27 protein-coding genes and 1 pseudogene are annotated in these 24,244 nt (G+C 52.6%); 3 read left to right on the forward strand and 25 right to left on the reverse strand.

Annotated features, from left to right (window positions below; genetic code table 11):
- Window positions 1-26 precede the first annotated feature (26 nt).
- A complete protein-coding gene (locus tag F3H12_RS05845; protein ID WP_149678408.1) occupies window positions 27-398 on the forward strand; it encodes a hypothetical protein in 372 nt (123 codons plus the stop codon).
- A gap of 69 nt (window positions 399-467) precedes the next feature.
- Here F3H12_RS05845 and rpoC read toward each other — a convergent pair whose 3' ends face one another.
- The 5 genes from rpoC to F3H12_RS05870 form a co-directional block, all read right to left on the reverse strand.
- Window positions 468-4,013 carry a DNA-directed RNA polymerase subunit beta' gene (gene rpoC, locus F3H12_RS05850; protein ID WP_149678409.1) on the reverse strand — a complete coding sequence of 1,182 codons (3,546 nt, stop codon included), beginning with the start codon at window positions 4,011-4,013 and terminating at the stop codon, window positions 468-470.
- Between the two features lie 14 nt (window positions 4,014-4,027).
- On the reverse strand, window positions 4,028-7,765 hold the full coding sequence (gene rpoB / locus F3H12_RS05855; protein ID WP_149678410.1) for a DNA-directed RNA polymerase subunit beta: 3,738 nt from the start codon (window positions 7,763-7,765) through the stop codon (window positions 4,028-4,030).
- A gap of 404 nt (window positions 7,766-8,169) precedes the next feature.
- Entirely contained in the window at window positions 8,170-8,430 is a 261-nt protein-coding gene (locus F3H12_RS05860; protein ID WP_149678411.1) for a hypothetical protein, read from the reverse strand.
- Between the two features lie 89 nt (window positions 8,431-8,519).
- A complete protein-coding gene (truA, locus tag F3H12_RS05865; RefSeq protein WP_149678412.1) occupies window positions 8,520-9,254 on the reverse strand; it encodes a tRNA pseudouridine(38-40) synthase TruA in 735 nt (244 codons plus the stop codon).
- Between the two features lie 38 nt (window positions 9,255-9,292).
- The gene (locus F3H12_RS05870; RefSeq protein WP_149678413.1) at window positions 9,293-10,243 is read right to left on the reverse strand and encodes an ROK family protein; all 951 of its coding nucleotides are present in this window, start codon (window positions 10,241-10,243) and stop codon (window positions 9,293-9,295) included.
- A gap of 268 nt (window positions 10,244-10,511) precedes the next feature.
- Between F3H12_RS05870 and F3H12_RS05875 the strand changes: the two genes are divergently transcribed.
- Window positions 10,512-11,069 carry a GNAT family N-acetyltransferase gene (locus F3H12_RS05875; RefSeq protein ID WP_149678414.1) on the forward strand — a complete coding sequence of 186 codons (558 nt, stop codon included), beginning with the start codon at window positions 10,512-10,514 and terminating at the stop codon, window positions 11,067-11,069.
- Between the two features lie 165 nt (window positions 11,070-11,234).
- A complete protein-coding gene (locus tag F3H12_RS05880; RefSeq protein ID WP_324448188.1) occupies window positions 11,235-11,927 on the forward strand; it encodes a YetF domain-containing protein in 693 nt (230 codons plus the stop codon).
- Window positions 11,928-11,954: 27 nt separating this feature from the next.
- Here F3H12_RS05880 and F3H12_RS05885 read toward each other — a convergent pair whose 3' ends face one another.
- The 20 genes and pseudogenes from F3H12_RS05885 to rplF all read right to left on the reverse strand — a co-directional run bounded on the left by F3H12_RS05885 (window position 11,955) and on the right by rplF (window position 24,210).
- The gene (locus F3H12_RS05885) at window positions 11,955-12,203 is read right to left on the reverse strand and encodes a hypothetical protein (protein WP_149678415.1); all 249 of its coding nucleotides are present in this window, start codon (window positions 12,201-12,203) and stop codon (window positions 11,955-11,957) included.
- 129 nt (window positions 12,204-12,332) lie between these two features.
- The gene (locus F3H12_RS05890) at window positions 12,333-13,142 is read right to left on the reverse strand and encodes an energy-coupling factor transporter transmembrane component T family protein (RefSeq protein ID WP_149678416.1); all 810 of its coding nucleotides are present in this window, start codon (window positions 13,140-13,142) and stop codon (window positions 12,333-12,335) included.
- Window positions 13,139-14,080 carry an energy-coupling factor transporter ATPase gene (locus F3H12_RS13630; RefSeq protein ID WP_422822200.1) on the reverse strand — a complete coding sequence of 314 codons (942 nt, stop codon included), beginning with the start codon at window positions 14,078-14,080 and terminating at the stop codon, window positions 13,139-13,141. The genes F3H12_RS05890 and F3H12_RS13630 overlap by 4 nt, the downstream gene beginning before the upstream one ends.
- Before the next feature lie 6 nt (window positions 14,081-14,086).
- A pseudogene (locus tag F3H12_RS13635) lies at window positions 14,087-14,938 on the reverse strand (energy-coupling factor transporter ATPase); the annotation flags it as partial.
- Window positions 14,939-15,086: 148 nt separating this feature from the next.
- The gene (locus F3H12_RS05900; RefSeq protein WP_149678417.1) at window positions 15,087-15,611 is read right to left on the reverse strand and encodes a bL17 family ribosomal protein; all 525 of its coding nucleotides are present in this window, start codon (window positions 15,609-15,611) and stop codon (window positions 15,087-15,089) included.
- Between the two features lie 31 nt (window positions 15,612-15,642).
- Window positions 15,643-16,590: a DNA-directed RNA polymerase subunit alpha gene (locus F3H12_RS05905; protein ID WP_149678418.1), complete on the reverse strand. Its 948-nt coding sequence runs from the start codon at window positions 16,588-16,590 to the stop codon at window positions 15,643-15,645.
- Between the two features lie 60 nt (window positions 16,591-16,650).
- Entirely contained in the window at window positions 16,651-17,277 is a 627-nt protein-coding gene (gene rpsD / locus F3H12_RS05910; RefSeq protein ID WP_149678419.1) for a 30S ribosomal protein S4, read from the reverse strand.
- Window positions 17,278-17,294: 17 nt separating this feature from the next.
- On the reverse strand, window positions 17,295-17,693 hold the full coding sequence (rpsK, locus tag F3H12_RS05915; RefSeq protein ID WP_149678420.1) for a 30S ribosomal protein S11: 399 nt from the start codon (window positions 17,691-17,693) through the stop codon (window positions 17,295-17,297).
- A 21-nt stretch (window positions 17,694-17,714) separates the two neighbouring features.
- On the reverse strand, window positions 17,715-18,083 hold the full coding sequence (gene rpsM, locus F3H12_RS05920; RefSeq protein WP_149678421.1) for a 30S ribosomal protein S13: 369 nt from the start codon (window positions 18,081-18,083) through the stop codon (window positions 17,715-17,717).
- A gap of 415 nt (window positions 18,084-18,498) precedes the next feature.
- Entirely contained in the window at window positions 18,499-18,612 is a 114-nt protein-coding gene (gene rpmJ, locus F3H12_RS05925) for a 50S ribosomal protein L36 (RefSeq protein ID WP_149678422.1), read from the reverse strand.
- A gap of 33 nt (window positions 18,613-18,645) precedes the next feature.
- Entirely contained in the window at window positions 18,646-18,867 is a 222-nt protein-coding gene (infA, locus tag F3H12_RS05930; RefSeq protein ID WP_149678423.1) for a translation initiation factor IF-1, read from the reverse strand.
- A gap of 1 nt (window position 18,868) precedes the next feature.
- The gene (locus tag F3H12_RS05935) at window positions 18,869-19,174 is read right to left on the reverse strand and encodes a KOW domain-containing RNA-binding protein (protein WP_149678424.1); all 306 of its coding nucleotides are present in this window, start codon (window positions 19,172-19,174) and stop codon (window positions 18,869-18,871) included.
- 82 nt (window positions 19,175-19,256) lie between these two features.
- Complete coding sequence (map, locus tag F3H12_RS05940) at window positions 19,257-20,024, reverse strand: type I methionyl aminopeptidase (protein WP_149678425.1); 768 nt, start codon at window positions 20,022-20,024, stop codon at window positions 19,257-19,259.
- Window positions 20,025-20,026: 2 nt separating this feature from the next.
- Window positions 20,027-20,683: an adenylate kinase gene (locus tag F3H12_RS05945; RefSeq protein WP_149678426.1), complete on the reverse strand. Its 657-nt coding sequence runs from the start codon at window positions 20,681-20,683 to the stop codon at window positions 20,027-20,029.
- Window positions 20,684-20,806: 123 nt separating this feature from the next.
- Window positions 20,807-22,099, reverse strand: coding sequence for a preprotein translocase subunit SecY (gene secY / locus F3H12_RS05950; RefSeq protein WP_149678427.1), 1,293 nt, complete (start codon window positions 22,097-22,099; stop codon window positions 20,807-20,809).
- Complete coding sequence (rplO, locus tag F3H12_RS05955) at window positions 22,100-22,540, reverse strand: 50S ribosomal protein L15 (RefSeq protein WP_149678428.1); 441 nt, start codon at window positions 22,538-22,540, stop codon at window positions 22,100-22,102. It abuts the gene before it with no gap.
- 14 nt (window positions 22,541-22,554) lie between these two features.
- Entirely contained in the window at window positions 22,555-22,734 is a 180-nt protein-coding gene (rpmD, locus tag F3H12_RS05960; RefSeq protein WP_149678429.1) for a 50S ribosomal protein L30, read from the reverse strand.
- Between the two features lie 13 nt (window positions 22,735-22,747).
- Window positions 22,748-23,248: a 30S ribosomal protein S5 gene (rpsE, locus tag F3H12_RS05965; RefSeq protein ID WP_149678450.1), complete on the reverse strand. Its 501-nt coding sequence runs from the start codon at window positions 23,246-23,248 to the stop codon at window positions 22,748-22,750.
- A gap of 36 nt (window positions 23,249-23,284) precedes the next feature.
- Window positions 23,285-23,653, reverse strand: a complete 369-nt coding sequence (gene rplR / locus F3H12_RS05970) for a 50S ribosomal protein L18 (protein WP_149678430.1) — start codon at window positions 23,651-23,653, stop codon at window positions 23,285-23,287.
- 20 nt (window positions 23,654-23,673) lie between these two features.
- Window positions 23,674-24,210, reverse strand: coding sequence for a 50S ribosomal protein L6 (gene rplF, locus F3H12_RS05975; protein WP_149678431.1), 537 nt, complete (start codon window positions 24,208-24,210; stop codon window positions 23,674-23,676).
- Window positions 24,211-24,244 lie beyond the last annotated feature (34 nt).

Here is a 24,244-nt window from a genome sequence, read left to right on the forward strand (position 1 = left end):
TGTGGTGAAAGGCGGAAAGCGGGCAGATGAGAAAGAAGAAGGATATAAAAAGGAATATACGAACGGAAAACCTGCCTGCCGTCATCCAGCCCAAAGCGAGAATGTGCATGAACTGTGTCAAAGGGCTGCCTGTAGGGATAAACGGTGACGTTTTATGCCGCGAAAAAGGCATTGTCACCTGGGATTACTGCTGCCCAAATCACCGTTTCTTCTACATGGAAGATCTTATGAAGATGGAATTCTACAGGTGTTCAAACTGCGAGTTCTTCACATTCCATCCCCATCCCTACATCCCGTCCTATGGCGTCTGCAGCCTGTTCTCTGTCAGAAAATGCGACGGCAGCGCAAAGAAGGCATGTTCCAAATTTGTGAAGAGAAAGGAAAGGAACGTTTCCTGACAGATAACACCAAAAAAGGGTATCCCGCGTTTTGCAGGATACCCATCTTGTTTATGGTCATGGATTCTCTCAGACAGCCTCTTCCGGATCGTTGATATCCAGTTCGATATCCCGGTATCTTGACATACCGGTTCCGGCCGGAATGAGCTTTCCGATGATGATGTTCTCCTTCAGACCGATCAGCGGATCGACCTTGCCCTTGATGGCCGCCTCGGTGAGTACGCGGGTGGTTTCCTGGAAGGAAGCAGCCGAGAGGAAGGACTCGGTGGCCAGGGACGCCTTGGTGATACCCAGCAGCGCCCGCTTGCCGGTGGCCGGTCTCAGGCCCTTTTCCTCAGCTTCCTGGTTCTTCCGCTCAAATTCAAACATATCCACCAGGCTGCCGGGGAGCATATCGGTATCGCCAGCTTCATCAATCTTGACTTTCCTGAGCATCTGCCTGACGATGACCTCGATATGCTTGTCGTTGATATCCACGCCCTGCAGGCGATAAACCTTCTGGACTTCCTGGAGCAGATAGGACTGCACCGCCTGCACGCCTTTGATCTTGAGGATGTCATGCGGGTTGACTGAACCTTCCGTCAGCTCGTCGCCCGCTTCAACGTAATCGCCGTCCATCACCTTGATGGTGGAACCGTAAGGAATGAGATAGGTCTTGATCTCGCCGGTCTCGTTGTTAACAACCTCGATCTCGCGCTTCTTCTTGGTGTCCTTGATCCTGACAACACCGGCAATCTCGGAGACGATGGCAAGTCCCTTGGGTTTGCGCGCTTCAAAGAGCTCTTCAACACGCGGCAGACCCTGGGTAATATCTTCTCCTGCGACACCACCCGTATGGAACGTACGCATGGTGAGCTGGGTACCCGGTTCACCGATGGACTGGGCGGCGATGAAGCCGACGGCTTCGCCCACGTTGCTTTCTTCACCCACTGCCAGGTTGATACCATAACAATGGGCACATACGCCGATCCTGGAGCGGCAGGTGAGCACGGAGCGGATCTTGGCCTTCTTGATGCCCAGGCGCTCTATCTTCTCGGCCATATCCTCGGTGATCAGTTCATTGGTTCTGACCAGCACCTCGCCGGTAGCGGGATCAACGATATCGGCCGCCGCATACCGACCGGACAGGCGCTCGGCCAGGGATTCGATGGGCTTGCCGCTGGCAACGATCTCCTGGACCTCGATGCCGTCGGTGGTGCCGCAGTCCTCTTCGCGGATGATCACATCCTGGGCAACGTCCACAAGGCGGCGGGTCAGGTAACCGGAGTCCGCCGTTCTCAGGGCGGTGTCAGCCAGACCCTTTCTTGCACCGTGGGTGGAGATGAAGTATTCCAGAACGTTCAGACCTTCACGGAAGTTGGACCGGATCGGGATTTCGATGGTTTCACCCGATGTATCGGCCATCAGACCGCGCATACCGGCCAGCTGGCGGATCTGGTTGATGTTACCGCGCGCACCGGACTGGGACATCATGTATACGGGGTTGAAGCGATCCAGTGTGTTGACCAGGGCATTCTTGATATCCTCGGTGGTCTTGCTCCAGGCCGTGATGATGGCACGCTTTCTCTCTTCCTTGTTGAGAAGACCGTTCCTGTAGTGTCTTTCGATCTCCTCGATCTTCCTGTCGGTCTCTTCGAGGTAACGCCGCTTGACTTCAGGAATAACCATATCGGTAATACCGATAGTGATGGCGCCCCTTGTGGAGTACTTGAAGCCCAATGCCTTGATATCATCGAGCACAAGGGCCGTTTTATGGGCTCCGTTGATCTTGATGCAGCGATCGATGATCTTGCCCAGTTCCTTCTTGCCTGTCACAAAATCGACTTCGTAGTCGAACATGGTTTCAGGATTGGTCCTGTCCACAAATCCAAGGTTCTGCGGGATAGCACTGTTGAAGATGATCTTGCCCACAGTGGTATTGATGACCTTGGACTTTTTGACACCATCTATTTCAAGGGTTCTCTTCACCTTGATCCTGGCATGGAGGCTGACATAGCCATTCTGATAGGCCATCAGCGCCTCCTCGGGAGACGAGAAGACCTTGCCCTCTCCGACAACACCGTTGATCACATTGCCGTTCTCATCCTTCACGGCTTCCTTCTCCATGGTCAGGTAGTAGCTGCCCAGAACCATGTCCTGGGTGGGAACGACAACCGGCTTACCGTCCTGAGGCTTCAAGAGGTTGTTGGCGGACAGCATCAGGAAGCGGGCTTCCGCCTGTGCCTCGGCCGACAGCGGAACGTGTACGGCCATCTGGTCGCCGTCGAAGTCCGCGTTGTATGCGGTACAAACCAGCGGATGGAGCTTGATGGCGCGACCTTCAACCAGCACCGGCTCGAAGGCCTGGATACCCAGCCTGTGGAGCGTAGGCGCACGGTTCAGGAGCACGGGATGCTCCTTGATCACTTCTTCAAGGACGTCCCAGACCTCGGTCTTCACGCGCTCAACCATTCTCTTGGCGCTCTTGATGTTGTGGGCAAGCCCCTTTTCAACCAGCTTCTTCATGACAAAGGGCTTGAACAGCTCCAGCGCCATTTCCTTGGGAAGACCGCACTGGTAAATCTTCAGTTCGGGACCTACCACGATAACCGAACGTCCGGAGTAGTCCACGCGCTTACCCAGGAGGTTCTGGCGGAAGCGGCCCTGCTTACCCTTGAGCATGTCGGAAAGGGATTTCAGCGGCCTGTTGCCGGGGCCGGTGACGGGACGTCCGCGGCGGCCGTTGTCAATCAGGGCGTCAACGGCTTCCTGGAGCATTCTCTTCTCGTTTCTTACGATGATCTCCGGAGCGCCCAGGTCCAGAAGCCTCTTCAGGCGGTTGTTACGGTTGATGACGCGGCGGTAGAGATCGTTCAGGTCGGATGTGGCAAAGCGTCCGCCGTCCAGCTGCACCATGGGGCGAAGTTCCGGGGGAATGACCGGAATGACGTCGAGGATCATCCATTCGGGCTTATTCCCTGAAGCACGGAAGGCTTCCACCACCTCAAGGCGCTTGATGGCGCGCACCTTCTTCTGGCCGTTGGAGGTTTCAACCTCCTCGCGGAGTTCCTTGGACATCTTATCCAGGTCCAGGTTTTGCAGAAGTTCCTTAATGGCTTCGGCGCCCATGCCGGCGCGGAAATTGCTGCCGAACTTCTCAAGGCTTTCCCGGTATTCCTTCTCGTTCAATACCTGCTTGTAGGCAAGCGGTGTGGTACCGGGATCAATGACCACATAGGCCGCGAAATACAGCACCTTTTCAAGGGCTCTCGGGGACATGTCCAGAAGCAGGCCCATGCGGCTCGGGATGCCTTTGAAATACCAGATATGGGATACGGGAGCGGCCAGTTCAATATGGCCCATCCTTTCGCGCCTTACCTTGGAACGGGTGACTTCAACGCCGCAACGGTCACAGATGATCCCCTTGTAGCGGACCCTCTTGTACTTGCCGCAATGGCATTCCCAGTCCCTGGTGGGACCGAAGATCCTTTCACAGAACAGGCCGTCCCTCTCGGGCTTCAGCGTTCTGTAGTTGATGGTTTCCGGTTTTTTGACCTCTCCCCGGGACCATTCCCTGATTTTCTCCGGGGAAGCCAGGCCAATCTGTATGGCATCGAAATTGTTCAGTTCAAACATCGCCCGTCACCCTCCTATATCTCATCGTCATCGTCTGAGATCAGATCGCCCCCGCCAAGCAGGTCGGTGACCAGATCCTCGTTCAGCTCATCGGCCGCGTTGAACTCGGCCTCGCTGATGGTGTCAATCTCAAACTCGTCATCTATCACATCTTTGCTTTCCTCATCCTCAAAGTCCAGATAGGATGCGGTCTCATCCTCACGGCCCTCGATGTTGACATCCAGCTCCTCCAGGTCATCGAAGACCGATTCCTTGATCTCGATCTCTTCGTTCTGGTCGCTGAATACCTTTACATCCAGGCACAGGCTCTGCAGTTCCTTCATCAGGACCTTGAAGGATTCAGGAATGCCGGGTTCAGGCACATTTTCGCCCTTGACGATGGCTTCGTAGGTCTTCACACGGCCAACCACGTCGTCGGATTTGACCGTGAGGACTTCCTGGAGCGAGTAGGCAGCACCATAAGCGGCGAGGGCCCACACTTCCATTTCACCGAAGCGCTGACCGCCGAACTGGGCCTTACCGCCCAGGGGCTGCTGGGTAACCAGGGAGTAGGGACCGGTTGAACGGGCATGGATCTTGTCGTCAACCAGGTGGGCCAGTTTCAGGAAGTACATGTATCCAACGGTGACGCGGTTGTCGAAGGGTTCACCGGTCCGGCCGTCATAGAGCACGGTCTTGCCGTCCTCGGGGAGCCCGGCCAGTTTCAGCGTCTCAAAGATGTCCTGCTCATTGGCGCCGTCGAATACAGGGGTGGCCACCTTCCAGCCCAGCGCCTTGGCCGCATAACCCAGATGTGTCTCCAGTACCTGACCGATATTCATACGGGACGGAACGCCCAGCGGATTCAGCACGATCTGCAGCGGTGTGCCGTCCGGCAGGAAGGGCATATCCTCAACAGGCAGGATCCTGGAAATAACGCCCTTGTTACCATGGCGTCCGGCCATCTTGTCGCCTACCGATATCTTTCTCTTCTGCGCGATGTAGACGCGCACCAGCTGGTTCACTCCAGGCGGCAGCTCATCGCCGTTCTCGCGGGTGAACACCTTCACATCCACAACAATACCCGACTCGCCGTGGGGCACTCTCAGCGAGGTGTCGCGGACTTCCCTGGCCTTTTCACCAAAGATAGCCCTGAGCAGGCGCTCTTCGGCTGTCAGCTCGGTCTCACCCTTCGGGGTGACCTTGCCCACCAGGATATCGCCTGAACGCACCTCGGCACCGATGCGGATAATACCCCTCTCATCCAGATCCTTGAGGGAATCCTCACCCACATTGGGAATATCGCGGGTGATCTCTTCGGGACCCAGCTTGGTATCGCGGGATTCAGCTTCATATTCCTCGATGTGTATGGATGTATAGACATCATCCCGTACCAGCTCTTCGCTGATGAGGATGGCGTCCTCGTAGTTATAGCCTTCCCAGGTCATGAACCCGATCAGGACGTTCTTGCCAAGCGCGATCTCGCCGTTTTCAGTGGACGGACCGTCGGCAATGACATCGCCCTCTTCAACCACATCGCCCTTCCTGACAATGGGGCGCTGGTTGATGCAGGTGCCCTGGTTGGAGCGCTGATATTTCAGGAGCTTGTAGTAGTCCTTGGTACCGGAATTGGTCCGGATGACGATTTCGTTGGCGGTAACCTTCTCCACCACACCCGAATTCCTGGCGATGATGCAGACACCGGAATCCCTTGCGGCCCGGTACTCAATACCGGTGGCAATGATGGGCGCTTCGGGCTTGATCAGCGGCACAGCCTGGCGCTGCATGTTGGAGCCCATGAGGGCGCGGTTCGCGTCGTCGTTTTCCAGAAACGGGATCATAGCCGTTGCCACGGAAACCAGCTGTTTCGGGGAAACGTCCATGTACTCGACCTTATCCCGATCCACTTCGATGATCTGATCCTGGAAGCGGCAGCCGACGCGCTTGTTGACGAAATACCCGTTCTTATCAAGCGGCTCGTTGGCTTCCGCGATGATGTAGGGATCCTCCTCGTCGGCTGTCATGTATTCGGTTTCGCCGGTAACCTGGCCGTTTACCACCTTCCGGTAGGGTGTTTCGATGAACCCGTACTCATTGACGCGGGCATAAGTACTCAAGGAACCAATGAGACCGATGTTGGGACCTTCCGGGGTCTCAATGGGGCACATGCGTCCATAGTGGGAGTGGTGAACGTCACGCACTTCGAAGCTTGCCCGGTCACGGGACAGACCGCCGGGACCCAGGGCGCTCAGACGGCGCTTGTGGGTCAGCTCTGCCAGCGGGTTGGTCTGATCCATGAACTGGGACAGCTGGCTGGAACCGAAGAATTCCTTGATGGCTGCAGCAACCGGACGGATGTTGATGAGCGCCTGGGGGGTTGCCGCATCGATATCCTGGATGGTCATCCTTTCGCGGACCACTCTCTCCATACGGGCAAGCCCGATGCGGAACTGGTTCTGCAGGAGCTCTCCCACTGAGCGGAGACGCCTGTTCCCCAGGTGATCGATATCGTCAACATGGCCAATGCCATGATCCAGGTTAAAGAGATAGTTGACGGTGGCAATAATATCTTCCCTGGTGATGTGCCTGGGCATCAGGCGGTCCCTGTTTTCCCTGAGCACGGCGATAAGCTCTTCTTCCTTGGCCTTTTTGTACTCGCTCAGGATCTCCATGAGGACATCGTAGCGGACCTTTTCGGAAATACCGGCCCTGGCAGGATCGAAGCCCACATAGCCGGACATATCCACGGTCAGGTTACCGATAACCTTAACCGGCTTGCCCTCCACATCCACATGAACCACATTGGTTCCTGAATTCTGGATCTTCCATGCCTTTTCCTCGGTGATTTCTTCTCCGGCCTTGACAATGACTTTTCCTGTATTATTATCTTTAATATCCTCAGCCGCTATCTGGCTCCTGATCCGGTTGGCAAGAGAAAGCTTCTTGTTGAACTTGTAGCGGCCAACATTGGACAGATCATAGCGCTTGGGATCAAAGAAAAGATTGTTGATAAGCGTGCTGGCGCTCTCCTCGGTGGGCGGTTCACCCGGACGGAGGCGCTTGTACACTTCAAAGAGTCCTTCTTCCCTGTTCTTGGTACCATCCTTGGCAATGGTGGCCAGAAGCTTGGGCTCCTCACCGAAAAGATCAAGGATCTCCGCGTCGGTACCGTAGCCCAAAGCGCGCAGGAACTGGGTGATAGGCAGCTTTCTGGTCCTGTCTATGCGCACATAGACGACCTCGGCAGAATCGGTTTCATATTCGAGCCAGGCGCCGCGATAGGGAATAACCGTATTGGAAAAGAGGTTATTGCCGGACCTGTCCTTCTCCCTGGCATAATAAACGCCCGGGGAGCGGACCAGCTGGCTGACGATAACACGCTCGGCGCCATTGATGACGAAGGTTCCGGTTTCGGTCATAAGCGGGAAATCACCCATAAAGATTTCCTGTTCCTTGACCTCGCCCGTCTCCTTGTTGATCAGGCGGACCTTCACCTTAAGGGGCGCGCAGTAGGTGGCGTCCCTCTCCTTACACTCCTCGACCGTGTACTTGATGTTGTCGGTTTCGAGGGTGTAGTCGATGAATTCCATGATTAAATTTCCGGTATAATCAGTTATGGGAGAAACATCCCTTAAAACTTCCCTGAGACCTTCTTCGAGAAAATGCTTGTATGAGTTTTTCTGGACTTCAATCAGATTGGGCATTTCAAGGACTTCTTCGATTCTGGCATAACTCATGCGCGTCGTCCTGCCAAATTTGACCGGATGAACCATTCATATCACCTCGTCGGACTCATTAATTAGGCAAAAAAACATAAAAATATAGAAGGGGGAAAGATCAATCTGTTCCGGCGGCTATGCTTGATTTTCCGCAAGTAATTGGCCGGTTGGATTATGCATGCAAACAATACACTCCAAAGTATCATTCTCCCGCTCTATATTTTTAAGTTCCCAAAAGATTATTGACATGTATTGTACTGTTCATACAATTGTGCTATACTAGGGATGAATAAACTACGGTGAATATGCACAAATCAAAAGCCAAATACAACACGTCATTTACAATAATGCAGTTAATAATTCTAACACAGTGAAAAATCAATGTCAATAGAAGGCGTTGATTTTTTTATTGGGCAAAAAACTGCCGATCAGCGCCTGTATCAAACACCACCTCAACGTTATTCGACAATCCGTATCTCAAACCTGTCAAAATGGACCGCACTGAAGAACTGGTCCGCATTGAAGGATGTCCGCCGGAACCGGACATACTCCCTTGTGTTTTTCGTAAGCCAGAGGGGCACTTCGATGGACAGCTGGGAGCATAATGCCACCAGGCATTGCTCAAGGCGGTCCTGGTAGGTGCCCGATTCATCGTCCACGTCCACGATCCTTTCATCAAGGATGGTTGCGCCCTTATACAGCTTGCCGGACATTTTCATCGCCTTGCTCCCCCTTGCACACGAAAAACCTCTGCCTGGCCGTTAGCCGGCCCGGCAAAAGCATCCGCGCCTCAGCCTCACTTTCCATTCTAATAGAAGACCTCCACCAGGTACAACCCCATGGCTGGGGCTGTCATCCCCAGGGTATTCCTGTCGCCCGTCTCAAACGCCTCCAGGATGACCTCCGGCGCGTAGCGCCCTCTGCCAATATCCACCATGGCACCGGTCATGATGCGGACCATGTTATACAGAAACCCATTTCCCTTGGTGTCATAACACAGGATTTCACCCTGAAAGGTCCAGGCGGAATGGGTGATGGTCCTCTCAAAGGTCTTGTTCTGGTGTCCTGAAGCGCAGAAAGCCCGGAAATAATGGGTTCCTTCAAGATAGCTGGCAGCTTTGGCCATCGCCTCCAGATCCAGTTCATCCCGCACATGCCAGGCCCGGTTCTCCCAAAGCGGTGAGCGCTGCTTCCTGTTCAGGATCAGGTAGCGGTAATGCTTGCCTTTTGCCGAAAACCTGGGGTGGAAGTCGAGGGGCGCCTCCTCCGAACGCAGGACGCAGACCCCCGGCGACAAAAGGCTGTTGAGGGCTAGGGCGAATTTCTCGGCAGGAATGTTGGATTGCGTTTTGAAGCAGGCCACCTGCCCCAGGGCATGAACGCCGGCATCAGTCCTTCCGGCACCGTCGGGCATCACCGTCTCACCGGTCAGCTTTCTGATGGCCTCAGCCAGCTCCTGCTGAACCGTCCAGGCATTGTCCTGGTACTGCCATCCGTGATATTTGGAACCGTCGTATTCCAAAATAAGCTTGATGTTTCTCATGAATCAGACCTTACAAACGCTGCTCAATCATGTTCGATTCAGGCCCTGGATATGAACGCGGCCCCTACAATGCCGGCATCATTGCCCATTTGGGCGGCCACAAGGCGCGGGTTCTCGAGGCCCTCGGCACAATAGGTCCTGCCCTTCAGCTTTTCCCTTAAGGGGGCGAGCAGGTACTCCCCTTCCTTTGAAACACCGCCGCCCAGCACCACAACATTGGGCTGGAAGATGTTGATCATGTTGGCCAGACCCTCTGCCAGCATTTCTATATACTGATCCACCACTTTTTTACCGGTTTCATCGCCAAGTCGTGCAGCGTCGAAGGCGGTTTTGGCATTGATCTTGCTCAGATCACCGTTGACCAGCTTGTGGATGGCCGACTGGGGATTCTCTTCTGCCGCCCGGATGGTTTGGCGAATCAGGGCGGTTGCCGAGGAGTAGGCCTCCCAGCAGCCTTTCCGTCCGCAGGTGCATGCTTCGCCGTTCATTTGAATCACAACATGCCCCAGCTCGCCGCCTGCGCCGTTGAAACCGATATACAGCTTATTATCGATGATCACGCCGCCGCCTATTCCTGTTCCGATGGTGATGACCACCGCATAGGGGTCGCCTTTCGCGGCGCCTGCCACGCTTTCGGCAATGGCTGCACAGTTGGCGTCGTTTTCAAGGTATACGGGAAGGTTGAAATGCTTCTGGAAGAGATCCCGAATGGGTACATTCCTGAAGCCCAGGTTGTTGTTATAGATGATGATGCCGTTCTTCCTGTCGGGTGCACCCGGGCTTCCAATGCCTATGGAATGGATCTGGTCCTCCTTAAGGCCCGCTTCCTCCATGAGCTGTTTCACCAGGGCGCACATATCCTCGACAATCGCTTCGGAAGCACGGGTCCTCCCTGTAGGAACACTGCCCTTCCTGACAATGGACCCGTTCTCATCCACAATCCCGGCGGCAATATTGGTTCCGCCCAAATCAATCCCTATGTAGTACATGGACATCCTCCCTGAAATTCCGCCTCAGACGCCAAAGGGTATTGTCGGACACGGCGGCAGGCACCCTCGGCCTTTGGCCATTCTTCCTTCTGCATTCTGGGCGCTTTTATATGCAATAATAAGCGATAAACCTGCGTTATTTTCCTGAATCCTGCAAAATACCATGATTCGGGGCATTTTGCAGTTGTTCGGAGATCGCATTCATTATATGATATAATGATGGCATGGTCAATAAAAGGTTGTTTTTCACGCAAAGAGAGGACAAGCCATGATTAGAGGAAAGAAAGTCATCCTGAAAACCGTTTCCCCGGAAGAAGTGGATCACATATACGAACTCATCACCGACATCAATAAAAAAGGGCCATACTGGCACCTGCAAATCCCTCCCCTGAACAAATTCAGGGAAGAATACAGGGAGACCGGCTTCTGGTCCCGCGACGAAGGACGCATGCTGATCCTTTCCCACGAAGGGGACTATGTGGGTGAGATACTCTATTTTAAAGGTCTGGACTACCAGTCGGGCTATGAGGTCGGCTACGAGCTGTTCGATTTGAAATACGCGGGCATGGGCTATATGACTGAGGCCCTCATGCTGTTCTGCGCCTATTTGTTCGCTGTCTGGCCCATCAACAGGCTCCAGGTGAATGTGATGAGCGGAAATCTTCCAAGCGCCCGCGTGGTGGAAAAATGCGGGTTCACCTATGAGGGAACCATGCGTCAGGCCACCTTCCACAACGGGGTTTATCACGATTTGAAACTGTACTCCATCCTCCGGGAGGAATGCCCCCCGCTGGCATCGCTCCTGGCTGAGGGAGATGCACCATAACCTGTGGTTTTCTTCGCATGTCTTATCTTTCCGGCCGGCAGGGCTTATTCTGTAAATCCCGGGAACCATTCCTGCCGGCCTTTCCCGGAAAACGCCTCCCTGCATGATCCGTGCTGGACAGGGACACACTAATTCATGCATTCCCTGTGACGGAGGTTGTATCAGTTGGAAGGCATTCTGCCTTTGATCTGGAAGACCCTGCTATTGTACATTGTGATAATTGTCAGCATGCGCCTTATGGGCAAGCGGCAGATCGGCCAGCTTCAGCCTTTTGAGTTTGCCGTAGCCGTTATGATCTCGGAGCTTGCGGCACTGCCTCTGACCGAGGATGACCGGAAGCTCCACCACGCCCTCATCCCCATCGCCGTGCTGGTCACCTGCCAGCTTTTGATCTCCTACATTTCCATCAAGGGTGTGAGGATAAGAGGCTACATCTGCGGAAAGCCCACCGTCGTGATCCGTAACGGCAGGATGCTTGAAAAGACCATGCGCAAGGAAATGTGCACCATCAATGAGCTCCTGGAACAGCTCAGATTCCACAGCGTGCAGAACGTCAGCGACGTGGAGTATGCAATCCTGGAAACCAACGGTCAGCTGAGCGTCATCCTCAAGTCCCAGAAGCGCCCGGTCACACCTGAGGATCTGAAGATCGAAACGAAATACGAGGGATGCACCATCGATCTGATCATTGACGGAATCCTGATGGAAGAGACCATGAAGAAAATGAACATCGACAAAAACTGGCTGGACCAGCAGCTGAAAGAGCGAGGCATTTCCGATTACCGGATGGTCTTCTATGCTGCAGTGGACACATCGGGCAATCTTTACGTTCAAAAAAAGGGAGAATACCTGGAATAAAAAAAGTTCCCCAAAGGAACCCTGTGTTCATGCACGCGCATTGAGCAGAAGGAACTCGGCAATCTTGTTCAGGATCTCCAGTTCCAGCTTTTTGACATTGATATTCGGAAGTACGCTCCGTATCTCCTCCGGATAATTGATGGTGACCTTGGGCGGCTGTCTTAAGACCTCCACCACAACGTCACTGAAGGAAACCTCCTGATCCTGGTAGCTGACCCTGACCTTGAAGACAGGATCAAAACTTTTTTCTTTGATAACGTTCACCGAGATATACATGAGAGCGCATCGTCCTCTCAAAATCATGTTGTTTTTGAGATCGGCACGGATGAATCATGCGCCTTCAATATGATCATATACCCGCTATTCCCTTTTAATAACAAAAAGTTCTCAAAATCTGTCACAGGTTCAGTGGGAGATCATCAAAAAGCGCGTTCCGAAAAGGATCAGGAGGAACAGGATGCCCGCCAGGCTTGCAACCAGATCCAGCCGGGTAAACCGGATCTGTTTCAGTCGCGTTCTGCCCTTGCTGCCGCAGTAACATCTTGCTTCCATGGCCTCCGCCAATTCATCGGCACGCTTGAAGGCGCTGACGAAAAGGGGAACCAGAACCGGTATAAAGCTCTTGATCCGTTTCAGGATATTTCCCGTATCAAAATCCGCTCCTCTGGAAGCCTGCGCCTTCATGATGCGCCCGGTCTCCTCCATGAGGGTGGGAATGAACCGGAGAGCGATGGACATCATCATGGCGATCTCATGGGCAGGAACCCCCACCCGTTCCAGGGGCTTCATCATGCGTTCAATTCCGTCGGTCATGGCCATGGGCGTGGTGGTCAGGGTCATCAGCGACGCCACAATAACCAGCATCACAAGCCTGAAGAACAGCATTATCGCCGAAAGAAGGCCTTCATAGCTAATTACCACGGGCCCAATCTTTACCAGCGGCGTACCCTGGACAAAAAAGATGTTCAGGATGGCAGTTATGGCCAGGATCAGCATCAGGGGCTTGATGCCTTTCAGGGATTGCTTGATCGGAATACCGCTGATGACGAGCAGGATGGCGACAAAGGCGCCCATCATCACATATTCCTGCCATGTATTGATGATGAACACGGCCACCATGAGCAGGGCGGTCCAGATGATCTTGGACCGGGGATCCAGCCTGTGCAAAACCGATTCGCCCGGGATATACTGTCCCAGCGTGATATTGCCGATCATGCGTTATTCCCCCCTTTGTGCGTTTCCTTGGCCAGCATAGTCTCTGAAATGCTTCTGACCGCCTCTGAAATGGTCAGTACATGGCCATTCACCGGATAGCCAGCCCGGTGCAGATTGCGGAAAAGCCGGGTGATTTCCGGAATATCCAGGCCCAGGCTGCGGAGCCGGTCCTCCTGGCTGAACACCTTTCTGGGGGTGTCCAGCATCTCAAGCCTTCCCCGGTTCAGCACGGCAATCCGGTCGCAATAGGCGGCAATCTGCTCCATGCTGTGGGAAATGATGAGTATCGTGGTACCCTGGGTCCTGTTGAGTTCGGTGAGAATGGCAAAGACCTCTTCACTTCCCCGCGGATCCAGTCCGGCTGTCGGTTCATCCAGTACAAGTATCTCGGGCTCCATCACCAGCACGCCCGCTATGGCCACCCTTCTTTTCTGTCCGCCGGATAGTTCAAAGGGCGATTTCCACAGCAGTTCCTCGGACAGTCCGATGATGTCCAGGACGCATTTTACGCGCCTTTCGATTTCGTCCTGGGGAAGTCCCAGCCTGGACAGCCCGAAAATGATATCCTTATAGACCGTTTCCTCAAAGAGCTGGTGCTCCGGGTACTGGAAAATGAGACCTACCTTCTGGCGCAGCTCCTTCAGGGACTTCCCGCCGCATTCCAGACCGTCCACCGTAACGCTGCCGGAGGTAGGCTTAAGAAGCCCGTTCAGATGCTGTACCAGCGTGGATTTCCCTGAACCGGTGTGGCCTATGATGCCCAATATCTCGCCCTTCATGATATCCAGGCTCACTTCCTGGAGCGCCTTTCTCTCAAAGGTGGTCCCGGGCATGTAGGTATGGCTCAGATCACGGATACTGACTATCACTTCTGCGGGTTCCTTCGCCACAGCCGGTTCCTGCAGGGCCGGATGATGAAACCCCGACTTTTTCAGCACTGCCTTCAGGCTTTCTTCCGCCTCTTCAAGGGTAAGGGCAGTTCCCGCCTGTACAAGCCCTTTGGCTTTCAGTTCATGCATGAGCTGCGTCACCTGGGGCACGCTGAGGCCTAGTTTTTTCAGTTCATCCACCCGGGAAAAAATCTCCCTGGGCGTGCCCTGCATCGCGATGCGCCCCCTGTCCATGACCAGCACCCGATCGGCATGTACCGCTTCCTCCATGTGATGCGTGATCAGGATGATGGTGATTCCCTTCTCCCGGTTGAGGGTGCGAATCAAATCGATGACCTCTTTCCGCCCTCTCGGATCCAGCATGGACGTGGATTCATCCAAAACGATGCATTTGGGTTCCATGGCCAGTATGCCGGCTATGGCGACACGCTGCTTCTGTCCGCCCGACAGCATATGGGGCGAATGCTTCATATGCTCTTCCATCCCCACATACCTGGCTGCCGCATCGATGCGCCTTCTGATTTCACTCGGATCCAGACCCAGGTTCTCCGGCCCGAAGGCCAGATCCTCCTCCACCGTTGTGGCGACCAGTTGGTTGTCAGGATTCTGGAATACCATTCCCAGGGTTCTTCTGATCTCCCAAATCTTATCGCCTTCAGCCGTGTTCATGCCATCTACCCACACCGTACCACCCGTGGGAAGCAACAAGGCATTCATCAATCGGGCCATGGTGGATTTTCCGGAGCCGTTTCGACCCAACACCACGACAAATTCGCCTTCCCGGATGGATTCCGTAATACCGTTGACGGCCGGTGTGGAAGGCTGCCCGGCAGCATGTGTCCCATATTCAAAATAGACATCCTTGAACTCAACCATATGCATCCCCTGATCCGCGACAGTTGCCATGATTTGTGTTCCGTGTTCCTGAAATCAAGAGCGGGGCGTTCCATCCAGTCATGGACTTGCAACACGAAAGCCCGTCCTGAAAGAACAATGGAGAACGGAAACCCCTGCCCGCTCTCCATCGCTTACCCAAATTCTATTCAGTCGTATTTTATACAAGCTCCAGCACAACGATTTCCGCGCCGTCGCCTCTTCTTTGTCCGAGTTTGTACATACGGGTATATCCGCCTTTTCTGTCCTTGTACTTCGGAGCGATTTCATCGAACAGCTTGTTGGTAAGGCTGATGGATTTACCCTCCTGATCCTTTACCCTGTAGACCCAGCTCATGATCTGCCTTCTGGCTGCAAGCCTTGAAGGAGCGTCTACAGTCCTCAATTCTTCCTTCTTTTCCCTCTCAACTACCTGATACTCGTTACCGTTTTTGCTGGTTACGGTTTTCAGGATTTTACGGCCTTTGCTGTCAACAACCGGAACGCTGACAGTGACACTCTTGGATGTAAAATTATCGCATTCCCTTACAGCAAGGGTAATGAGCTTTTCTGCGATATTCCTGACTTCTTTTGCCCTCATTTCGGTTGTCTCTATCCGTCCGTGCTGGAAAAGAGAGGTTACCAGGCCTTTCAGCATCGCCTTGCGCTGATCCGTAGGCCTTCCCAATTTCCTTTGTGCAGGCATTTTATATTCCCTCCCTAGTTACTGTTACTCATTAATCTTCAGATGGAGCAAGCTTTAAGCCGAGCGCCGCCAGTTTCTGGACCACTTCCTCAAGGGACTTGCGCCCGAGATTTCTCACTTTCATCATTTCTTCCTCGGTCTTGCTGATCAAATCTTCAACCGTATTGATACCGGCTCTCTTCAGGCAGTTGTACGACCTGACTGAAAGATCCAGTTCCTCAATGGTCATCTCCAGAATCTTGTCCCTTGCGGGCTCGCCCTTCTCAACAAGAACCTCCGTATTCTTGGCCCTGTCGGTCAGGTTGATGAAGAGATTCAGGTGATCGCTCAGTATTTTGGCCCCAAGGCTGATTGCTTCATCGGGAGCTATGGAACCGTCGGTCCACACTTCAATGGTCAGCTTGTCATAGTCGGTAATCTGACCGACACGTGTGTTCTCAACCGTATAGTTGACCTTTTTTACAGGTGAGTAAATGGAGTCAACCGGAATCATGCCGATGGGCTGATTGGACATCTTGTTCTTTTCAGCGGGAACATAGCCCCTGCCATGGCTCACGTTGAGCTCCATATAGAACCTGTTGTTTCCGCTCACCGTAGCAATATGCAAATCCGGATTCAGAATCTCAACGTCCGCATCCGGCTTGATATCGGACGCCTTGATTTCGCCCTCACCCTCAAAGTCGATGTACAGGGTCTTGGGCTGTTCGCTGTGGAGCTTTAGCCGAAGTTCCTTGATGTTCAGGATGATTTCGGTCATATCTTCCACAACACCGGGAATGGTGGTGAACTCATGCAGCACGCCGTCGACCTTGATGGATGTAACCGCTACTCCCGGCAGAGATGAAAGCAGTATCCTTCTCAGGGAATTGCCAAGCGTGATGCCATAGCCCCTCTCCAAAGGCTCAATGACAAACTTCCCGTAGGTATTGCCTTCCGCGCTCTCTACACACTCTATCCTTGGCTTTTCCATTTCGATCATCAGTCAACCCTCCTTGGGTTATTAGAATTCCGAGCGCAAGAGCTATCGTAACCCATAGGTTTACTTCGAGTACAGCTCTACGATCAGGTGCTCCTGTACCTGGAGGTCGATATCCTCGCGGGTAGGCAGTGCAACGACCTTGCCCGTAAGATTTTCCTGATCGACTTCAAGCCATTTCGGTACGACCTTGGAGCCGGTAACGTCAAGGATTTCCTTGAACCTGACGGATTTCCTGCTCTTTTCGCTGACGCTGATGGCGTCATTTACCTTTACAAGGTATGAGGGAATATTGACGCGCTTCCCGTTAACTTCGAAATGGCCATGTGTCACAAGCTGACGGGCTTCGGCACGGGTCGTGGCAAATCCCATCCTGTAAACCACATTGTCAAGCCTTGTTTCCAGTATCTGAAGCAGGAGTTCGCCTGTGATACCCTTCTTGCGGGATGCCATTTCAAAATACTTTCTGAACTGACTTTCAAGAAGGCCATAGAACCTCTTTGCCTTCTGCTTTTCGCGAAGCTGAAGACCATATTCTGAGAGCTTCTTTCTCTGAGCGCCATGCTGGCCGGGAGCATATGCCCTTCTGCTGATAGCACACTTATTTCCATAACATCTTTCGCCCTTGAGGAAGAGTTTCTGCCCTTCCCTTCTGCAGAGCTTGCAAGATGCACCTGTATATCTAGCCATCGATTGCTACACCTCCATTATACCCTTCTTCTCTTAGGCGGCCTGCAGCCATTGTGGGGGATCGGGGTTACGTCCTTGATCGAACTAACCTCAAGCCCTGCTGCCTGAAGCGCGCGAATAGCGGCTTCTCTTCCCGCACCGGGTCCTTTTACGAAGACTGCTACTGTCTTCATTCCATGTTCCATGGCTGCCTTAGCCGCTGCTTCAGCTGCCTGCTGAGCCGCGAAGGGCGTGCTCTTCTTGGAACCTCTGAACCCGAGCCCGCCGGCACTTGCCCAGGATATAGCATTACCCTGAACATCGGTTATGGTAACTATCGTATTATTAAAAGAAGAATGAATGTGGGCAGCGCCACGTTCAATATTCTTTTTTTCCTTCCTCTTCCTTGCCCTTCTAACAACTTTTGCTGCTGCCATTTTTATTCATCGACCTCCCGACTACTTCTTCTTATTGGCAATGGTCTTTCTCGGACCCTTTCTGGTCCTGGCATTGGTCTTGGTCCTCTGCCCACGAACCGGCAGACCCATTCTATGTCTAATTCCGCGATAGCATCTGATTTCAATAAGACGCTTGATGTTCATGGCAATCTCTCTTCTGAGATCACCTTCAACGGTATATTCCTTTTCAATGGTTTCGCGGAGCTTGCTGATCTCATCATCCGTCAAATCACGCACACGTGTATCGGGATTCACACCGGTCTTAGCCAGTATTTCCAGAGAGCGACTTCTCCCTATCCCGTAAATGTACGTCAGGCCGATTTCAACTCTTTTTTCTCTTGGCAAGTCTACACCTGCTATACGAGCCAATTCACTACACCTCCGATTGGTTAGCTGTTTGATTAATCATTTTGATTTGGGTTATTCTATATGATAAAGATCTTTGCATGCTCCCCAGGGTTGAAAAGGCCCATAGGGATCAGCCGCCATACAAAAATCATTCTTCCCAATATTACACAACCTTAGACCATTTTGCTGCCAACCGGGCATAACACCGTCACGGTCCGCTGTACCTGTCGGGGACGATCGCCGCAAAATAGCCTTTGATTCAGGACCATGCGGGATCCAGGTCACAACAGAACCCCTTATGCCTTGTTCGGTTTATTTCCCAATAAACCCGGTCATGAGACGCTGTTTTCCGACTGACTGCAAAGCCCGGCTATGAATGATGACCGGCGCCCTGAAGGTCGCCGGTTGTCAATCCGTTTCATTGCTTTGCTGTGGTTCAACCCTGTCTCTGCTTATGCTTGGGATTTTCACAGATGACCATAACGCGGCCCTTTCTGCGGATAACCTTGCACTTTTCACAGATCTTCTTTACTGACGGCTTTACTTTCATTGTCTCAACCCTCCAATCATGCTGGCACTTGAATCACGATTTACCTCTCCATGTAATTCTGCCGCGTGAGAGGTCATATGTGGACATCTCAACGGTAACCTTATCGCCGGGAAGAATTCTTATATAATTCATTCTTAGCTTTCCGGATATATGGGCGAGAATGACATGTCCGTTTTCCAGCTGCACTCTGAACATGGCGTTCGGAAGCGCTTCCACAACCGTACCTTCCAGTTCTATGACATCTTCCTTCGACACTTTAACCCTCCTCGCACGCAGAATCAGCCGATTGCTCCTCCAAATACCTTTCAATCGCCTTCCTCAAATCGGCATCCGTCAGCTTCTTTCGACTCAGAACCGTTTGAGATATCTCATCTGCTATCTTATGGGTAATCCTCAAATGTTTGAGTTTCTTCTTTTTTGGTTTGCTTACAGGCCTTAGATCACCGTCGGCAATCAGGACATGAGCATCATCAGCCACATCAATAATGATGAAAAGCCTGTCTTTGTCCCTGCCAGCCTTGGACCATACATAGCGTCCGATCACGGCATCCAAGCCATTCACCCCGTTTCTGGACTAAAGCCCAAGTCAATATTGTATATGATTTTTCTTATTTTTTCAATATTCTAATTCAGTTTCAGCAATTTCAATAAAGAGCGGTAAGGATTTCCGGTCCGTTGGGCGTTATGGCAATCGTGTTCTCATGATGGGCCGACAGTTTTCCGTCAGCCGTTACCACTGTCCACTTGTCACCCAGCACACGGACGCGCCAGGTTCCGACATTGACCATGGGTTCGATGGCAAGCGTCATTCCAGGTGAGAGCCGAACCCCTTTATAGGAGGAAACATAGTTCGGTACCTGGGGTTCTTCATGCATCTCACGACCAATGCCATGGCCCACATAATCCCTGACCACCGAAAAACCGTTCGATTCCACGTAATTCTGTATGGCCCGGGAAATGTCAATGATCCGGTTTCCTTCCACCGCTTGCGCCATGCCCCTGTTGAAAGCTTCTTCGGTTACACGGATCAGCTTCATGGCTTCAGGCGACACCGCTCCGACGGGGTATGTACGGGCGGCATCCCCATGATAACCGTCCAGTATGGCGCCTGTGTCAATGCTGATGATATCTCCCGCTTTGAGGACTCTGTCCCCGGGAATACCATGAATCACTTCTTCGTTGACCGATGCGCAGATGACTCCCGGAAAATCGATTCCACCGTAGGGACACGGCACGCCTTTGAACGAAGGAATTGCTCCCTTGCTCCTGATGACTTCTGCGGCAACCCTGTCCAGCTCCCTGGTGGTTACGCCCGGCGCGATCATCTCTTCCAGTTTTTTATGGACGAGCATGACCACTTCACCGGCTCGTCGCATCTTATCGAGTTCCCTTTGGGATTTGATACTGATCATGCTCATACTCCATCCGGTTGACGCCCAAGGGCTGCCATGATATCCCTGAATGTGGATTCAATGTCCTTGTCACCGTCAACCTCGATAATCAGACCGCGTTTGCTGTAGAAGTCAATGAGTGGACTGGTCTGATCATGGTAAGTTTTCAGGCGCCTGAGGACAGTCTCCTCACGGTCATCATCCCGGATATAGAGGGCCGAGCCGCAGGCATCGCAGATGCCCTCCTGCTTTGGCGGATTGCCGGTGATGTGGTAAACCTTTCCGCAGGAACACATCCTTCTGCCCGACATCCTTTTCACGATCACGTCGTCATCAACGGTAATATTGATCACGGTGTCTATCTTCTGGTTCCTGGCTTTCAGCATTTCTTCGAACATCTCGGCCTGTGGGAGCGTTCTCGGGAAGCCATCCATGATGAAGCCGTTACGGCAGTCATCCTGTTGCAGCCTGTCCTTCACGATCTCACAGGTCAGGTCATCCGGAACAAGCCCGCCTGATGCGAGGATGTCCGATACCTTTTTACCAAGCTCGGTTTGCTGTTTTATGTTTGACCTGAAGATGTCACCCGTTGAAATATGGGGAATCTTGAGTGCTCCGGACAGCAGCACGGCCTGCGTTCCCTTGCCTGCTCCGGGAGGCCCTAGCAGTATCAGATTCATAGCGTATCCAGCCTCTTTTACATATATAATATAATGTATTCTATAAGGCGTCGCCAAAACCCAGTTGACAGTGGCGCGGCAAAAGCGGATGGTACACACCCGCTTTTGTACCGCTGCCAGGTTTTATTCCAGGAATCCCTTGTAGTGCCTCATCATCAGCTGGGACTCAACAGCCTTCATGGTATCGAGGGCAACACCGACCATGATGAGAACCGATGTACCGCCGAACCACACGTTCCGAAGGCCAGAAACGAATCCGAGCAGGATGGGCAGTACGGCTACTATAGCCAGGAAGAAGGCACCGAACCATGTGATGCGGTTCAGCACTTTCGATATATAGTCCGCGGTAGGCTTGCCCGGACGTATACCGGGGATGAACCCGCCGTTTTTCTTGATGTTGTTAGCCAGTTCCACCGGATTGAACACCATGATGGTATAGAAGAAAGTAAAGAACAGGATCAGCAATGCATATACCACCATGTACAGCCAGTGCTGATGGAAGTTTGCAATCCAGAGGAGGAACTTGCTGGTGGTATTGGGGGCCACCAGTCCGATAAGGGTGGGCAGGAATGCCAGGAATGACATGGCGAAAATGATGGGAATAACGCCGGAAACATTCACCTTCAAAGGAATATGCGTGCTCTGGCCGCCATACATTTTCCGACCAACCACTCGCTTGGCATACTGGACCGGAATCCTTCTTTCTGCCTGGGTTACCCAAATGACGAACATGACCACCGCAACAAAGACCACGATGATGGCTGCCACGATCAGGATACCGATGGCCAGCTTATTGTCGAGGGAATAAGCCTTGACAATACCGTACAGTGTGCTTGCTGCCTGGGGTCCTCTAGAAATAATGTTAACGAAAATGATCAGGGATATACCATTTCCAATACCGTACTCGTTGATCTGCTCACCAAGCCACATGATGAAGGCCGTACCTGCCGTCAGGGCGAAGGTGATGGTCAGATATGAAAGTACGCTGGGTTTCACGATTGCGCCTCTGAAGCCAATATAGGTGAAGGTGGCCTGCAGGAAACCCAAAATCACGGTTCCGTAACGCACCCACTGGGCCAGCTTCTTCCTGCCTTCCTCGCCTTCCTTCTGGAGCCTCTCCAGGGCTGGAATGGCGATGGTCAAAAGCTGCATGATGATGGATGCGTTAATATAGGGCGTAATGGACATGGTAAAGATACTGGCGTTTTCAAACGCACCGCCGCCTATGATGTTCAGGAACCCAAACAAGCCGCTCTGGTTCTGAGCCATGCTGGCCAAAACGCTGGCGCTGAGTCCGGGTACAGGGATATACACGCCCACCCGGTAGACTACAAGAAGAAGGAATGTGATCAGGAGCTTCTTCTTGAGATCCGGGATCTTCCAGGCATTTTTGAGCGGGGCCAGAAAGTTTTCCATTTATACCACCTCTGCTTTTCCTCCTAAAGCTTCAATCTTTTCGGAGGCTGTTTTTGTAAATCTGGCGGCCTTAACATGCAGCTTCTTGGTCAGGTTACCGTTACCCAGAACGACAATGCCATCGTTGATCTTCTTGATGATGCCGTTTGCCTTAAGAAGCTCGGCTGTAACCTCGGTGCCGTTCTCAAACACTTCGAGATCGGAGAGCTTCACCTCGGTATATACCTTTCTGAACTCGTAGTTGTTGAAGCCCCTCTTGGGGATTCTTCTATAAAGAGGCATCTGACCGCCTTCAAATCCCGGTCTTACGCCACCGCCTGATCTTGCGTTCTGACCTTTTGTTCCTCTGCCGGCTGTTTTACCGTTTCCGGAACCATGGCCTCTACCTTTTCTCTTGGGAGCCTTCTTGGGCGCTCCTGGTCTCAGTTCATACAGTTTCACCGGTTGCACCTCCTTTACACTTCCTCAACGCTCACAAGGTGTGATACCTTCTGGATCATACCGCGAATCTGAGGATTGTCCTTCTGTTCGACTGTCTGTCCAACCTTGCGAAGGCCGAGAGCGGCTACTGTAGCCTTCTGATCCTGCTTTGCCTTTATTGTACTCTTTTTCAGAGTAATTTTTAAATTGCCCATTGAAAGCTACCTCCTAACCCCGGATTTCTTCAACGCTCTTACCTCTGTACTTGGCTACCTTTTCAGCGGTCATGAGCTTTGAAAGGCCGTCAATGGTTGCCTTGACCATATTGATCGGGTTGTTGGAACCCAATGATTTGGTGTAGATGTCGCGAATGCCCGCAAGTTCCAGCACAGCTCTGGCAGGACCGCCGGCAATAACACCGGTACCTTCCTTACCAGGCTTCAGCAGAACCTTGGACGCGCCAAACTCACCGACAACCTCATGAGGAATGGTGGTGTTTTCCATGGGAACGAAGATAAGGTTCTTCTTGGCATCCTCGATGCCCTTGCGGATGGCATCGGGAATTTCCGTAGCCTTGCCGCTGCCGACGCCCACATAGCCGTTCTCGTCGCCGACAACCACCAAAGCGCTGAAACGGAAGTTTCTACCACCCTTAACAACCTTGGTAACACGGCCTATATTAACAACCTTTTCCTTCAGGTCCAGCGTGTTCGGATCAATTTTCTGCAACTGCAATGTGTTCCCCTCCTTACTCGGATATCCGGACTAAAATTCCAGGCCGGCTTCTCTTGCACCCTCGGCCAGTTCCTTAACCCTGCCATGATAGAGGTAGCCGCCTCTGTCGAAAACGACGTGCTTGATTCCTTTTTCCAGAGCCTTGCTGCCAATCAGCTTACCTACTTCCCTGGCCGCAGCCTTGTTTCCTGTGCCGGCAAGCTTTCCTTTCAGGGCCTTGTCAAGGGTGGAAGCAGCAACAAGAGTGGTGCCGTTTGTATCGTCAATTATCTGGGCATAAATATGCTTTGCACTTCTGAAAACACTGAGCCGCGGCCTTTCGGATGTGCCGAAGATCTTCTTGCGCACCCGAACATGCTTGCGGATCCTGATTTTATTCCTGTCAATCTGCTTGATCATGCCACACTCACTCTCCTTTCCTATTTACCGGTCTTGCCTTCCTTGCGGATGATGTTTTCACCGGTGTATCTGATTCCCTTACCCTTGTACGGCTCAGGCGGACGCTTAGCACGGATCTTTGCGGCCACTTCGCCGACTACCTGCTTATTGGCGCCTTTGACGATAATCTTTTCAGGCGACGGAACCTCAATGGTGATACCGGCGGGTTCCTCCACCTCTACGGGATGGGAATATCCGAGTGTCAGAATGAGCTTCTTTCCCTGCTTTTGGGCTCTGTAACCAACACCGACAATCTCAAGCTGTTTTTCAAACCCCTGTGTCACACCGACAACCATGTTGTTGATCAGCGCCCTTGTCAGGCCGTGCAGGGCCTTGTTGAACTTCTCGTCATTGGGCCTTGTGACAACAATGGTATCTCCTTCTTTTTTAATGCTCATATTCTTGTGGAAAGTTTCAACCAGGGTACCCTTGGGTCCTTTTACGGTCACTTGCTGACCGTTGATCGTCACATCCACACCTGCCGGGATCTGCACCGGCAATCTACCTATTCGGGACATGTTATGTGCACCTCCAGTCCTTAGATTGAGGACA

Source organism: Thermoclostridium caenicola, from assembly GCF_900142095.1.
GTDB classification, from domain to species: domain Bacteria; phylum Bacillota; class Clostridia; order DSM-8532; family DSM-8532; genus Thermoclostridium_A; species Thermoclostridium_A caenicola.